Genomic DNA, 14,231 nt, shown 5'->3' with positions numbered 1-14,231 from the left:
TCCCTTTTTGTCATAAGTGCTTAGCATTTGCGCCAATTTCGGGAAAGTGTTAAGCCGGGTCTATCGGCGGCAGGGAGGTTCGCGGCCGGTTTCCGCTGCCATTTCCTGTTGTCATTTTCCCGATGAAAGAGAATCAGGGAGAACGCCATGTCCGACGCCATATCGTTTCTCGAGCCGCGCGCCGATGTGCTGGCGCGCCGAGCCCAGATCGTCGCCGATCTGACCGAACTTCTGCCACCGGAATGCCTGGTCCATGAGGCGCGTGAACTGGTGCCGTTCGAGACCGACGCATTCGTTTCCTACCGTCGTCTGCCGCTCGCCGTCGCCCTGCCGCGCACCACGGCCGAGGTTTCGGCCATCATGCGTTATTGCCACCGTTACGGCATTCCGGTCGTGCCGCGCGGCGCCGGCACCTCGCTTTCCGGTGGCGCCATTCCGCAAGAGGACGCCGTCGTGCTCGGCCTGTCGAAGATGAACCGCATCCTCGAAATCGACTTGCCGAACCGCGGCGCCGTGGTGCAGGCTGGCGTCACCAACCTCAATATCTCGGAATCCGTCTTCGCTGACGGCTTTTTCTACGCCCCCGATCCGAGTTCGCAGCTCGCCTGTACCATCGGCGGCAATATCGGCATGAATTCCGGCGGCGCCCACTGCCTGAAATATGGCGTCACCACCAACAATCTGCTCGGCGTCAGGATGGTGCTGGTCGACGGCACGGTAATCGAACTCGGCGGCAAGGCGCTGGATGCGGCGGGTTATGACCTGCTCGGCCTCGTCTGCGGCCATGAAGGCCAGCTCGGCATCGTCACCGAGGCGACGGTACGGCTGATCGCCAAGCCGGAGGGTGCCCGCCCTGTGCTCTTCGGCTTCGAGACTTCGGAAGAGGCCGGCGCCTGCGTTGCCGATGTCATCGCCGCCGGCATCGTTCCGGTCGCGATCGAATTCATGGACAAACCGGCCATCGAGATCTGCGAAGCTTTTGCCCATGCCGGTTATCCCCTCGATGTCGGCGCGCTGCTGATCGTCGAGGTCGAAGGGTCGGAAGCGGAAATGGACGCCACGCTGAAGGACATCGTCGAGATCGCCCGCCGCCACGGCGTCAAGACCGTGCGCGAATGCCAGTCGGCGACCGAAGCGGCGCTGATCTGGAAGGGCCGCAAATCCGCCTTCGGCGCCACCGGCCGCATCGCCGACTATATCTGCATGGACGGCACGGTGCCGCTCAGCCAGCTTTCGCACGTGCTGAAGAGGACCGCCGAGATCATCGATCATTACGGCCTGCGGGTCGCCAACGTCTTCCATGCCGGCGACGGCAACATGCATCCGCTGATCCTCTTTAACGCCAACGATCCGGAGGATGCCGCCCGTGCCGAGGCGGCCGGCAACGATATCCTCAGGCTCTGCGTCGATGCCGGCGGCTGCCTCACCGGCGAACATGGCGTCGGCATCGAGAAACGCGACCTGATGCGACATCAATATTCCGAGGCCGATCTCGCCCAGCAGATGGCGGCGCGCGCCGCCTTCGATCCCGGGTGGCTCCTCAACCCGTCGAAGGTCTTCCCGCTCGAAGGGCGTCCCCCCGCATGATCGATCTGATGCCGACGAGCGAGGAAGAGGCGGCGGCGATCGTCCGCGCCCATGCCGAGGCCGGCCGGCCGCTTGCAATCTGCGGCGGCGATACCCGCTCGGGTTTCGGCAATGCCGTCATCGCCGAAGACCGGCTGCGCTCGACCGGGCTTGCCGGCATCGTCGCCTATAACCCCGGCGAAATGGTCATGACCGTGCGATCGGGTACGCCGCTTGCAGAGGTCGAGGCGGCACTTTCCGACAGCGGCCAGATGCTCGCCTTCGAGCCGATGGACCATCGCCCTGTCATGGGAACCTCGGGCGAGCCGACGATCGGCGGTGTCTTTGCCGCCAATGTCTCCGGCCCGCGTCGGCTGATCGCGGGAGCCGCCCGCGACAGCCTGCTCGGTGTGCGCTTCGTCAACGGCCGCGGCGAGATCATCAAGGCCGGCGGCCGGGTGATGAAGAATGTCACCGGCCTCGACCTCGTCAAGCTGATCGCCGGCTCGCATGGCACGCTGGGCTTCCTCACCGAAGTCACCTTCCGGGTGCCGCCGCGTCCGAAGACCGAGCGTACGGTGGTTCTATCCGGTCTCAACGACGCCGAGGCGGCAAACGCCATGGCGGCGGCGATGGCGCTGCCGGTCGAAGTCTCGGGTGCCGCCCACCTGCCGCTGACGGTGACGTGGAAATTCCTCGCCGGCAAATTGCCGGAGGGCGAGGCGACGGTTCTGCGCATTGAAGGCCTGGCGAGCTCGGTCGACGTGCGCATCGAAAAGCTTGCGGCGGCAATGTCGGCCTTCGCGACGGTGACGCGGCTGGATGAGCCGGAAAGCCGCAGGCTCTGGCAGGAAATCCGTGACGTCCTGCCCTATGCCGATGCGACTCCGCGGCCAGTCTGGCGTGTTTCGGTCGCTCCCGGCACCGGCCATCAGCTGGTCGCAGCGCTACGCCTGGAAGCCGGCGTCGACGCTTTCTACGATTGGCAGGGCGGACTCGTCTGGATGCGCATGGAGGCCGGCCCCGAAGCCGACCTGGTCCGCCGCTATATCAAGGCGCTCGGCGGTGGCCATGCGACGCTGCTCCGCGCATCGGGCGAAGCGAGGGCGGCCACCGCCGCGTTTCATCCGGAGCCTGAGGCGGTGGCGATGTTGTCGCGGCGGGTGAAGGAGAAATTCGATCCGGCCGGCATATTCAATCCGGGGAAGATGGGGTGAGAAGATGAGTCTGCGTCCCGGCACAACCGCTGGCATCCCCTCGAAGCGGAGGCCCCGCTAAATGCAAACCAACTTCACCCCAACCCAGCTGCTCGACCCTGATGTCGCCGAATCCGAGCAGATTCTGCGCAAATGTGTCCATTGCGGTTTCTGCACCGCCACCTGTCCCACCTATGTGACGCTCGGCAACGAGCTCGACAGTCCGCGCGGCCGCATCTACCTGATCAAGGATATGTTGGAAAACGGCCGGCCCGCCGATGCCGAGGTCGTTACCCATATCGACCGCTGTCTCTCCTGCCTTGCCTGCGTCACAACCTGTCCCTCTGGTGTCGACTACATGCACCTGGTCGATCACGCCCGCGCCCATATCGAAAAGACCTACAAGCGTCCGTTGATGAACAGGCTGACGCGTGCCATTCTTGCCGCCGTGCTGCCCTATCCCGGCCGTTTCCGTCTGGCGCTCAATCTCGCCCGCCTCGGCCGACCTTTTGCCGGCCTGATGCGGGGAGCTGCGCTGAAACCCTTCGCCGCCATGCTGGCGCTTGCGCCGCGCCGCATCCCCGCAGCGTCGGCCTTCGCAAAACCCGGCAGCTACCCGCCCGAGACGGAACGGCGTGGCCGGGTGGCGATGCTTTCCGGCTGCGCCCAACCGGTGCTCGATCCCGGCATCAATGCGGCGGCGATCCGGCTGCTGACCCGGCTCGGCGTCGAGGTCGTGCTGCCGGAAGGCGAAGTCTGCTGCGGTTCGCTCGTCCATCACATGGGCCGCGCCGAACAGGCGCTCGCCAGCGCGCGGGCCAATGTCGATATCTGGACGCGCGAAATCGACGGGCAGGGGCTCGATTCCATCATCATCACTGCCTCGGGCTGCGGCACGACGATCAAGGATTACGGCCATATGCTGCGCCTCGATCCCGCCTATGCCGCAAAGGCGGCGAGGGTTTCGGGCCTCGCTAAGGACGTCACCGAATATCTCGCAACCCTCGACCTGCCGGCGCATATGCCGAAGGGCATCACCGTCGCCTATCACTCCGCCTGTTCCATGCAGCACGGCCAGCGCATCACGCTGGCGCCGAAGCAATTGCTGAAAGCGGCGGGTTTTACCGTGCGCGATCCGGCGGAAGGCCATCTCTGCTGCGGCTCGGCCGGCACCTACAACATCATGCAGCCGGAGATCTCGGCTGCCTTGAAGGCACGCAAGGTCAAGAATATCGAGGCGACCAAGGCCGACGTCATCGCCACCGGCAATATCGGCTGCATCACCCAGATCGCCACCAGCACCGGCATGCCGATCCTGCATACGGTCGAGCTGCTCGATTGGGCCTACGGCGGCACTGTGCCGGAAAAATTAAGAGGTTTGCCCTTAGGCTGACGAGAAAGGCCGATCGGGCCGGTCTCGGGAGTTTAGACGATGTGGCGGGGAATGATTGTGCTTGCGGGACTGCTCTGTGCGGCAGGGACTGCCCATGCGAATAGCCGCTTTTTCTGTTCCGCCGATGACAAAGAAGCGCGCTTCACGCTCGAAAGCGGTTTCGAAAGCCAAGCCGGTCACAAGCTCAACCATTTCCGCGGCGCGCTTGTTGTCAAGGATCCGGCGCAATCGACCGTGTTCGGCAAGCGTGTCTTCGAATCGCAGCATCTGACCAACCATTGGTCGCGCGACGGCGATCTGCTGCTGGAAGTCTTCGACGGCGGCGAAGATGAAACCGGCGGAGCAACGCTGGATCTGGTCGTGGTTGCCGGCGAACGCGGCAAGCCGGCTGCAACTTTCAGCGGCACCTATTCCCTGACGATCGAAGGCGGCAGCAAACCCTATGCCGTCGAGGGCAAGGTCAGCTGCGGCACCAAATAGCACCGCAGCCGAAACTCAATTATTCAATTACCAATGGAACGCGACGCCGACGTTGACGGCATTCGTGAAGATGTTGGTCTTCAGGTCCACGCCGCTATCGATCGGAACGTCGATGCGCGAATAGGTGCCCTTGTATTCGACGAAGGTCGACCAGCGATCGGTCACCTTGAAGTCGACGCCGGCCTGGGCCTGTAGCGTCACGCCGCCGAATTCATAAGCCCAGGTCTTGCCCTCGGGACGAATCACTTCGACATGCGGAATGTTCACGCCGACACCGGCGCCGAGATAGGGAGTCCAGCGGCGAGCCGGATCCTGGAAGCGATAGAGCCCATTCACCGTCAGCAGGTTCAGGCCGTCGGTGAATTCGAAATGCGACCAGCCGGTCTTGGCGAGCGTGTCGTCGTCGGCATAGACCTTGTCATGGGTATAATCGAGCGAAATACCCCAGTTCGGCTTGTTGAAGTTCTCGAGCCACCAGGTGACGCGGCCGCCGTAGTAAGGCGGGCTGCCGAAGGACTTGCCTTCCCAGCCGGCGGTGAAATGCGTGCCGTCGGAAAGATCGACGCCGCTATGCGGTGCCGTCTGGTAGCCGCCGTAGACAGAGAATTGCAGGTCTTCCGCCGAGGCGGAGGCTGCCGAACAGATCGTGAAGAACGCGATGCCCGCAAGCAGCGAAGCGGAAGAACGCAGCGCATATGTCATTGAATAGCCCCGATATTGTAAAAATAAGTCGTCCTTGCCGCAGATGTGCCAGCTTTCCGCCGCAATGTCTAAGAAAAATAAAAGGCGCGTCAAAGAGCGCCTTTCGTTTTTTTCGTGAGTGTTGCTCAGCCGCCGAATATCGTCCGCAGCACGTCGATGCCTCTGTCCTCGAACGCGACCGTGCCCTGCCTGTTGCCGGGACCGATGACGATCACCTTGGTGCCGACGGGCGCGCGATCATAGAGATGCGTCACATCCTCGTTCATCATCCGGATGCAGCCGGAAGACATGTTGAGGCCGATGGTCCAGGGCTGGTTGGTGCCATGGATGCGGAAAATGGTGTCGCGGCCGCCCTGGTAGAGATACATGGCGCGGGCGCCGAGCGGATTGTCCTCGCCGCCTTCCTGGAAGGCAGGAATCATATGGCCCTTGGCGGCTTCGCGGCGGCGCATCTCGGCCGGCGGCGTCCAGCCCGGCCATTCGGCCTTGCGGCCGATCTTGACCACACCCGACCAGCCGAAGCCGTCACGGCCGACGCCGATGCCGTAGCGGGTGGCCCGGTTGTTGCCTTCGACGAGGTAGAGATACTTGTTGTTGGTATCGATGATCACGGTGCCGGCCGCTTCCGGCGTCACCAGCCGCACTTTCTTACGCTTGAACTCCGGCTTCACATATTTCGGCATCTGCGCGACACGCACGATCTGCGTCGGATGCCGTGTATTGTCGGGCGTGGAGCCGGCCGGCGCTGCAAAGGCTGATGTAGACATCAAGGACAGGACAAGTCCGGCGGCAGCCAGACCCGGCATTAATTTGATCATGAATCGATTCCCCTCAAGCAAATCCGCCCGAGGCTACATGAACTTCTGCCCGATTCAAGATCGGCGTGGCCGGATAAAACATTTTTGGAGAAGGGAGCCGCCTGTTCTTGCGGCTATCTAGAACATGATGCCGAAGAGTGTGTGCGGTTTTCGAACGACAGCATGCTCTAACTATTTAATTTAGAACAGGATTCAGATTTTAGGCCGATCGAGCCTAAAATCATCCTGTTCTAGAGCATTCCCGTTTTCTACGAAACGCGGAAATGCTCTATCCTTTTGTTTTTACGCAATTCCGGAAGCAAAACCGCTGCACACTTTTGCTGGAAATTGCTCTAGCTACTACGTGTGCCGTTAGATGACGATGACGCGGGTTCCGACGCTGACGCGGTCATAGAGGTCGACGACGTCTTCGTTGCGCAGACGAATGCAGCCGGAGGAGACGGCGCTGCCGATCGACCAGGGCGCGTTGGTGCCGTGGATACGGTAAAGCGTCGAGCCGAGATACATGGCGCGTGCGCCGAGCGGGTTTTCCGCACCGCCGTCCATACGCGCCGGCAGGTAGTGGCCCTTGGCGGCTTCGCGGCTGATCATCTCGGACGGCGGCGTCCAGTCCGGCCATTCCTGCTTACGGGTGATCTTGTGGGCGCCTGCCCATTCGAAGCCGGGCTTGCCGACGCCGACGCCGTAACGCCGCGCCTTGCCGCCCTGCATCACCAGATAGAGGAAGCGGTTGTTGGTATCGATGACGATCGTGCCGGGCTTTTCCTGGGTGTCGTAGTCGACCATCTGCGGCAGGTATTGCGGCTCGATCGGATGGCGGATCGCCGGTATGCCGGGATTGATCGCCGAAACGGTCTGCGGTGACACTGGCGGCGCCTGGCGGAGCACGCGGCGCTGGAAAAGGCCACGCTGCTGCGGCTGGATGACCGGCCGCTGGTAGACGACGGGACGAACCGTACCGCCGCCGAGCTGGTAGACCCAAGGCGCGGTCAGGTCGGGGCTTAGCACGACCGGTGGGCGGGTAGCATAGCGGTCGTCTGCAAGGGCGGCCGTGGAAAGAACGCCGAGCAGGGCTGCAGCAAGAACAAGCGGTTTCATCATCGGACGGACTCTCTACAAATGACCGAAAACGTTGGCGGGATACATCCGCCTGCAAAGACGCTGCCACCCAATCCGCCAGCGAATGGTAAAGATCGATTCATGAAAAGCCGACCGACCGGATAAACTTTTCGTCAGGGTTACCGTTCGGTTTGGAAAGACGGTTTGCAAATGGTAAAGCCGGAATCATGACCGGAAAACGAAGCGGACCCGGCGAACAGACGGACCCGGGAATGAAGCGGACATGAGCGAGACAGGCATCATCATCGGCGAGGACGGCAGGAGCCGATGCCACTGGCACGCCAATCTGCCCGATTATCTCAGATATCATGACGAGGAATGGGGCCGCCCTGTCACCGATGACATTCGCCTCTTCGAGAAGATCTGTCTCGAAGGCTTCCAGTCCGGTCTTTCCTGGCTGACCATCCTGCGCAAGCGAGAGAATTTTCGCGCCGCCTTTTCCGGCTTCGATTTCGAGAAGGTCGCTCTCTTCGGCGACGAGGACATCGCTCGCTGCCTGGCCGATGCCGGCATTATCCGCCATCGCGGCAAGATCGTCTCGACCATCAACAATGCCAGGCGCGCCATTGCGCTCAGGGACGAATTCGGCTCGCTCGCCCATTATTTCTGGTGCTACGAACCGGGTCATAACGAGCGACCTGGAGTGGTCGACCGTGAGCATATCGTCGCAAATCCGACGACGCCGACCTCGACGGTGATTTCAAAGGATCTGAAGAAACGCGGCTGGACCTTTGTCGGCCCGACCACAGTTTATGCTTTCATGCAGGCGATGGGTCTCGTCAACGATCATCTGGAGGGCTGCTTCTGCCGGCCCGAGGTCGAGGCGATGCGCGCCGCTTTGGTTCGCCCATGAAAGAAGATGCATCCGTGAGAATATTGATCACCGCCGCTGCCCTGTTTTTCCTATCGGTCTCAGCCATGGCGCAGACGCCGCAGCTCGATCCTGGCGAGAAGCTCGAGAAACTGCAGTTCCCGGCTGTCACCATGCAGCTGAAGGGCTGGACGAAGTTCGGCAACGGCCATGTCTATACGCTGCCGGTGCGCACCGGCCAGCACCTGAAGATCGACTTTGCCACCAAGAGTAAGTTCGCCTACCTGGCGATCTTCGACCTGTCGAAACCGGATGACGAGGCCTTTTTCGGCACCGACGAGGACGGCTTGAGCTTCGAGACGACGGTCAAGGAAAACACCACTTGGCTGTTGCGTCCCTATTATTCCAAGGTCTCGCCGCGCCGCGGCCTTGGCGCCCCCTTCAGTATTCTGATCGAGCCTTTGGCCACTGCGCCGAAGCAGCCGCAGCCACCAGCCGAGCCGGAACGCCCGTCGCTGTTTCCGAAGGCGCCAGCCAAGCCGTAATAAAACAGAGCGCTTTTGTCCGCCTATGCCAGCCGGTCGATCAGGTCGCGCAACTCGCCGAGATGGCCGATCTTGCGGAAACGCGGCGCCTCCGTCGGCTCTTCCACATGTTCCAGCACCCAGGTGAGTTCGTGCGGCACGAAGACGCCGTAGCTGCCGGCGGCGATCGCCGGCACGATGTCGGATTTCAGCGAATTGCCGACCATCATCGCCCGCTCCGGCCCGTCGCCGACCTTGGCGAAGATGCGCCGATAGGTGACGGCGGTCTTGTCGGAGACGATCTCGACGGCATCGAAGAAGTCGCCGAGCCCGGATTGGGCGAGCTTGCGCTCCTGGTCGAACAGATCGCCCTTGGTGATCATCACCAGCAGGTATTTGCCGGCAAGCGCCTCCAGCGTGTCGCGCACATGCGGCATGGTCTCGACGGGATGGCTGAGGAGGTCGCGGCCGGTATCGAGGATTTTGGCGATCACGCTCGAGGGAATCTTACCCTCGGTGATCTCGATCGCCGTCTCGATCATCGACAGCGTGAAGCCCTTGATGCCGAAGCCGTAGTGGCGAAGGTTGCGTTTCTCGGCTTCCAGCAGCCGCTCGGAAATCTTCGGCCCTTCGGCGAAATCGGCAAGAAGCCCGGTGAAATGCGCTTCCGTCAGCCGATAATATTGTTCGTTCTGCCAGAGCGTGTCGTCGGCATCGAAGCCGATCGTGGTCAGTGGTCGCGTCGTCATATGCGTACCTTTGAGCATGATGCCGAAAAGTGTGAGCGGTCTTCTTATGACATCATGCTCTAACTCTTTCATTGAGAACAGGATTCAGATTTTAGGCCGCTCGGCCTAAAATCATCCTGTTCTTGAAATATGGCCGGCAATCTATCGCTCGCCTGTGTCGAGACAAGGGCTGTGTGGAGACAAGGGCTGTGTGGAGACAAGGGCTGTATGGAGACAAGGGCACTCATCTCCGCTTGGAAGGCGCAACGTTGAAAATCGCCGCCGCCGCACTACATCGAGTTTGCCTCACCTTGCAGCCAGCCACGGCTGTGCCTGTCACGCGCAGGCCAATAATCAAAAAATGAAGTTCTTAAGTTCGCAAGCCCCTCTTGCGGCAGACACAAAGGATTTTTTCGACCATGCGTTACAATCAACTTGGAAATACGGGACTTTTCGTCTCGGAAATCTGCCTGGGCACCATGACCTTCGGCGAAGCCAAACAGGGCAGCATGTGGGGCGCCATCGCCGATGTCGACCAGAATGCCGCCGACCGGATTGTCGAGCGCTCGCTTGCATCAGGCGTCAATTTCATCGACACGGCCGACGTCTATTCATCCGGCGAGTCCGAAAGGCTGCTCGGCCAGGCGCTGAAGAACCTCGACATCCCACGCAAGGACGTCGTCATCGCCACCAAGGTCTACGGCGTCATGGGCGACAAGCCGAATGACCGCGGCGCTTCGCGCGGCCACATCATGGATTCGATCGAGGCGAGCCTCAAGCGCCTGCAGACCGATCATATCGACCTCTATCAGATCCACGCCACCGATACGGTGACGCCGATCGAAGAGACGCTGCGCGCCTTCGACGATCTCGTTTCCCGCGGTCTCGTGCGCTATATCGGCGTCTCCAACTGGCAGGCCTGGCGCATCTCCAAGGCGCTCGGCCTCTCCGAACGCCGCGGCTTTGCCCGTTTCGAAACGGTGCAGGCCTATTATTCGATCGCCGGCCGCGATCTCGAGCGCGACATCGTGCCGATGATGCAGGAGGAGAAGCTCGGCCTGATGGTCTGGTCGCCGCTCGCCGGCGGTCTGCTCTCCGGTAAGTACGGTCCCGGCGCGCCCGGCAACGGCGAGGGCCGTCGCGCCAGTTTCGACTTTCCGCCCGTCGACCAGGACAAGGCCTGGGCCTGCGTTGCCGTCATGCGCGAAGTCGCCGAAAAGCACCGCGTCAGCGTCGCCACCGTGGCGCTCGCCTATATCCTTGCCAAGCCTTTCGTCACGACAGTCATCATCGGCGCCAAGCGTGTCGACCAACTCGACCAGAACCTTGCCGCCGTCAAGCTGAAGCTCGACGGCGACGATATGAAAAGGCTCGACGAGGCCAGCGCCCTTGCTCCCGAATATCCGGGCTGGATGCTGGCGCGACAGGGCGCCGGCCGCCGCCCGGCCGATTTCGAGCCGAAGGATTGATTTGCAAGTCCAAGGGCATTTCGGTGAGGGAACGCCGGAGATATCCGGCGTTCTTTTTTTGCAGACGATCGGTTATTTGCCGTGGGCTTTAAGCCAGGCATTCATCTCGGTGATCTCGGCTTCCTGCGCCTTGATGACGCCTTCGGCGAGTTTGCGGATATCGGCATCCTTGCCGTATTGAAGTTCGATCCTCGCCATGTCGATCGCGCCTTGATGGTGCGGGATCATGCCGCGGACGAAATCCACATCGGGATTGCCGCTATATTTGATCGTCATATCCTTGTGCATCTTGGCGTTGGCCTCGCTGAATGCGTGGCTTGCTGCATCGTGACTGCCCATCGGCTTGCTCATGTCCATCGACATGTCTTCGGCAAGGCTGGGGGCGGCAACGAAGGCAAGCATTGTAGCAAGCGTAACGATTTTCAGAGACATGAGAGATCCTTCCTCTGTCTGACAATAGGTCTTCCAGGCAGCAGCGCTACCTGATTGGCATGGATGGGGTGTCAGGACAGTCGGGGAGGGGGCGCCTGCGGCGCGGGCCTTTTATCATCCAGGGCGCGGGCAAGTGCCGGGGCAGGATAGCCGAAAACGGATTTTCCGCCGTCCATGACCGTCACCGTCGGCGGCAGCAGAAGACAGGCGGCGCAAAGCGGCATATGCGCAACGTCGCCGCTAGCGCAGGGATCTTTCAGGGGAGCGATTTGCCTTGGCCCCTCGGGCATATTCCCTTTGGACACATCCATGCCGGCCATCTGATGGTGCATGCTGCCGGCCTCGACGGTGACCGGCGCATTCATCGACGCGCATGTCGGACAGCCCGCCCATGCAGACATGGCGCTGTAGACCAGCCAGCCGAGTAACATCGTGATGAGGGCGAGTGTCCGCATGATGTTTCATATAGGCGAATGCGGGCCGCACGCCAAGCTGGCCGACGATGACAGGCTGACGGATCACGGCATTGTCATGCCTCTCACCAGGCGGCGATCACCTGGTGCTCGATCCGGTAATCCCGGCTCTCCTCGCCGAGCGGCGCGACCGGCCATGTCCAAGTCGCTTTTGCCGGTGGCTGCGAGACACCGTGCAGCAGGTCGGCCTCTTCCTGCACCCTGCCGTTGCGGTCGATGACGGCATATGCGATGTCGGTCACCAGACAGCTGCGGCAGGCAAGCCCCGAAAGCCCGGTCAGATGCGCGGCGATCAACCCTTCCACCGTATCTTTAGGCATGCGGCCTGCCTCGGTCTCGTGGCGCCGTTTCACGCCGCGGCCGATCTGCGACAGCAGGTTGGCCGAAACGACGAAATCGAGATAAGGCACCGAACGCAGGAAGCCCAGTGGTTCGGGCTCCCTGCCGGCGGCGAGATCGTCATAGCCGGAGAGATCGCGCTCGATCAGCCGGACATTGCGGTAGCCCTTGGCCGTCAGCCACAGGCGCACCGAGGCGAGATGGACGAGGTCGACCAGCACGACAGTGTCGAAGTCTCTCGCCAACTCTTTGATCGGCACGTCGCGCAGCAGGCCCGAACCGAGCACGACCGCCGTCCGTTTCTGCCTGAGATCGGCTGCCGCCGCGCGTATCGCATTCCGGCTCTTCTCTTCGTGTTCGGCCCAATCCTTGGAGCAACGTCCGGCCCGGGACCACAGATTGACGGAATAGCGGATGAACTTTCTGTAGGACTTGCCGGTCAACGGCAATGTCGCGGTATAGAGAAGCGCCTCGGCGATCATGAGCATATCCGCATTTCTGATGGACGCCTCTGCTTCAATCGATTCTGCCTGCGGCTTCAAGACCCTTCGCCCTTGCCGCTCCCGGCCCAATCCGCTAGGAAACCGCCACTGTCACAGTCAGCGGAATTCCCGGAAATGAACGATAAACAGAAGAAACCGCAAAAGCTCAAGGCCCGCCTGCCGCGCGGCTTCGTCGACCGCACGGCCGCCGATATCCGTGCCGTCAATGAGATGACGGCAAAGATCCGGGAAGTCTACGAGCATTATGGTTTCGATCCGCTCGAAACGCCGCTGTTCGAATATACCGATGCGCTGGGCAAATTCCTGCCCGACAGCGACCGGCCGAATGAGGGCGTCTTCTCGCTGCAGGACGACGACGAGCAGTGGATGTCGCTGCGTTACGACCTGACCGCGCCGCTCGCCCGTCATGTCGCCGAGAATTTCAACGAAATCCAGCTTCCCTACCGCACCTACCGCGCCGGTTACGTCTTCCGCAACGAGAAGCCCGGCCCCGGCCGCTTCCGCCAGTTCATGCAGTTCGATGCCGATACGGTCGGCGCGCCGGGCGTCCAGGCCGATGCCGAAATGTGCATGATGATGGCCGATACGCTTGAGGCGCTCGGGATCAAGCGCGGCGACTATGTCATCCGCGTCAACAACCGCAAGGTTCTGGACAGCGTGCTGGAGGCGATCGGCCTCGGCGGCGACGACAAGGCCGGCCAGCGGCTCAACGTGCTACGCGCCATCGATAAGCTCGACAAGTTCGGGCCGGAAGGTGTGGCCCTGCTGCTCGGTCCCGGCCGCAAGGATGAATCCGGCGACTTCACCAAGGGCGCCGGCCTCGACCAGGCGCAGATCGACAAGGTGCTGTTCTTCGTCGGCATCAAGGACTATGCCGAAAATGCTTCGCGGCTGGCCGAGCTCGTCGCCGAAACCTCGAAGGGCGTCGAAGGCGTCGAGGAACTGAATTTCATCGGGGCGTTGGTCACGAGCGCCGGCTATCAGTCCGACCGCATCAAGATCGATCCCTCCGTCGTGCGCGGCCTCGAATATTATACTGGCCCGGTCTACGAGGCCGAGCTCAGCTTCGACGTCACCAACGAAAAGGGTGAAAAGGTCGTCTTCGGTTCGGTCGGCGGCGGCGGCCGTTATGATGGCCTGGTCTCCCGCTTCATGGGTCAGCCGGTTCCGGCAACCGGCTTTTCGATCGGCGTCTCCAGGCTGATGACGGCGCTGAAGAACCTCGGCAAGCTCGGCGCCAGCGAAGTGATCGAGCCCGTGCTGGTAACCGTCATGGACGGCGATGTCGAGGCGATGGGCCGCTATCAGAAGATGACCCAAGAGCTGCGCGCCGCCGGCATCCGCGCCGAGATGTTCCAGGGCAACTGGAAGAAGTTCGGCAACCAGCTGAAATACGCCGATCGCCGCGGCTGCCCCGTCGCCATTATCCAGGGCGGCGACGAGCGCGCCGACGGCGTCGTGCAGATCAAGGATCTGATCGAGGGAAAGCGGCTCTCCGGCGAGATCGAGGACAATGCCAGCTGGCGCGAGGCCCGCGTGGCACAGGAGACGGTGCCGGAAGCCGACCTCGTCGCCAAGGTGAGGGAGATTCTTGCGGCGCAGGCAGAGGATCGGAAGAGGGCGGGCGGCGATGTCTGAGGCCGTTCCGACACGCTCGTCGCTTATCGTTCGGAGCGCG

15 protein-coding genes are annotated in these 14,231 nt (G+C 61.9%); 8 read left to right on the top strand and 7 right to left on the bottom strand.

All coding sequences use genetic code 11. The annotated features are described in order from the left end of the window. The first annotated feature begins 147 nt into the window (after nt 1-147). The 4 genes from HJB82_RS28570 (at nt 148) to HJB82_RS28555 (ending at nt 4,635) form a co-directional block, all read left to right on the top strand. Nucleotides 148-1,587 (top strand): FAD-linked oxidase C-terminal domain-containing protein, encoded by a 1,440-nt coding sequence (locus HJB82_RS28570; protein WP_207583076.1) that lies wholly within the window; start codon nt 148-150, stop codon nt 1,585-1,587. Then, a complete protein-coding gene (gene glcE, locus HJB82_RS28565; RefSeq protein WP_221142157.1) occupies nt 1,584-2,783 on the top strand; it encodes a glycolate oxidase subunit GlcE in 1,200 nt (399 codons plus the stop codon). Before HJB82_RS28570 ends, glcE begins: the two co-directional genes overlap by 4 nt. A 61-nt stretch (nt 2,784-2,844) precedes the next feature. After that, a complete protein-coding gene (gene glcF, locus HJB82_RS28560) occupies nt 2,845-4,155 on the top strand; it encodes a glycolate oxidase subunit GlcF (RefSeq protein ID WP_221142155.1) in 1,311 nt (436 codons plus the stop codon). 39 nt (nt 4,156-4,194) lie between these two features. Further along, the gene (locus HJB82_RS28555) at nt 4,195-4,635 is read left to right on the top strand and encodes a hypothetical protein (RefSeq protein WP_207583079.1); all 441 of its coding nucleotides are present in this window, start codon (nt 4,195-4,197) and stop codon (nt 4,633-4,635) included. Between the two features lie 27 nt (nt 4,636-4,662). Here the strand turns inward: HJB82_RS28555 and HJB82_RS28550 are convergent, their stop codons facing one another. The 3 genes from HJB82_RS28550 to HJB82_RS28540 all read right to left on the bottom strand — a co-directional run bounded on the left by HJB82_RS28550 (nt 4,663) and on the right by HJB82_RS28540 (nt 7,256). Beyond that, entirely contained in the window at nt 4,663-5,337 is a 675-nt protein-coding gene (locus HJB82_RS28550) for an outer membrane protein (protein WP_207583080.1), read from the bottom strand. Nucleotides 5,338-5,462: 125 nt separating this feature from the next. Further along, on the bottom strand, nt 5,463-6,155 hold the full coding sequence (locus tag HJB82_RS28545) for a L,D-transpeptidase (protein ID WP_207583081.1): 693 nt from the start codon (nt 6,153-6,155) through the stop codon (nt 5,463-5,465). 351 nt (nt 6,156-6,506) lie between these two features. Next, nucleotides 6,507-7,256 (bottom strand): L,D-transpeptidase, encoded by a 750-nt coding sequence (locus tag HJB82_RS28540; protein WP_207583082.1) that lies wholly within the window; start codon nt 7,254-7,256, stop codon nt 6,507-6,509. Between the two features lie 241 nt (nt 7,257-7,497). Here HJB82_RS28540 and HJB82_RS28535 point away from each other — a divergent pair, with 241 nt between their 5' ends. Both HJB82_RS28535 and HJB82_RS28530 read left to right on the top strand, forming a co-directional pair. Then, the gene (locus HJB82_RS28535) at nt 7,498-8,127 is read left to right on the top strand and encodes a DNA-3-methyladenine glycosylase I (protein WP_207583083.1); all 630 of its coding nucleotides are present in this window, start codon (nt 7,498-7,500) and stop codon (nt 8,125-8,127) included. Next, a complete protein-coding gene (locus HJB82_RS28530; RefSeq protein WP_207583084.1) occupies nt 8,124-8,630 on the top strand; it encodes a hypothetical protein in 507 nt (168 codons plus the stop codon). Before HJB82_RS28535 ends, HJB82_RS28530 begins: the two co-directional genes overlap by 4 nt. A 23-nt stretch (nt 8,631-8,653) precedes the next feature. On the opposite strand, the gene HJB82_RS28525 is transcribed toward HJB82_RS28530, so the two are convergent. Further along, nucleotides 8,654-9,358, bottom strand: a complete 705-nt coding sequence (locus HJB82_RS28525) for an HAD family hydrolase (RefSeq protein ID WP_207583085.1) — start codon at nt 9,356-9,358, stop codon at nt 8,654-8,656. A 398-nt stretch (nt 9,359-9,756) separates the two neighbouring features. Between HJB82_RS28525 and HJB82_RS28520 the strand changes: the two genes are divergently transcribed. Beyond that, entirely contained in the window at nt 9,757-10,806 is a 1,050-nt protein-coding gene (locus HJB82_RS28520) for an aldo/keto reductase (RefSeq protein ID WP_221117572.1), read from the top strand. Between the two features lie 72 nt (nt 10,807-10,878). Here the strand turns inward: HJB82_RS28520 and HJB82_RS28515 are convergent, their stop codons facing one another. The 3 genes from HJB82_RS28515 to HJB82_RS28505 form a co-directional block, all read right to left on the bottom strand. Next, nucleotides 10,879-11,238, bottom strand: coding sequence for a DUF305 domain-containing protein (locus HJB82_RS28515; protein WP_207583087.1), 360 nt, complete (start codon nt 11,236-11,238; stop codon nt 10,879-10,881). A gap of 71 nt (nt 11,239-11,309) precedes the next feature. After that, nucleotides 11,310-11,693 (bottom strand): hypothetical protein, encoded by a 384-nt coding sequence (locus HJB82_RS28510; RefSeq protein ID WP_207583088.1) that lies wholly within the window; start codon nt 11,691-11,693, stop codon nt 11,310-11,312. A gap of 83 nt (nt 11,694-11,776) precedes the next feature. Beyond that, complete coding sequence (locus HJB82_RS28505; protein ID WP_221117570.1) at nt 11,777-12,538, bottom strand: hypothetical protein; 762 nt, start codon at nt 12,536-12,538, stop codon at nt 11,777-11,779. Nucleotides 12,539-12,667: 129 nt separating this feature from the next. On the opposite strand from HJB82_RS28505, the gene hisS reads away from it, so the two are divergent. Further along, nucleotides 12,668-14,191: a histidine--tRNA ligase gene (hisS, locus tag HJB82_RS28500; RefSeq protein ID WP_221117569.1), complete on the top strand. Its 1,524-nt coding sequence runs from the start codon at nt 12,668-12,670 to the stop codon at nt 14,189-14,191. Nucleotides 14,192-14,231: the final 40 nt, after the last annotated feature.

This window comes from Rhizobium sp. NZLR10 (assembly GCF_019685125.1).
GTDB lineage: Bacteria > Pseudomonadota > Alphaproteobacteria > Rhizobiales > Rhizobiaceae > Rhizobium.
The sequence above is the reverse complement of the archived record's forward strand: the minus strand, read 5'-3'. Positions and strand labels throughout refer to the sequence as shown.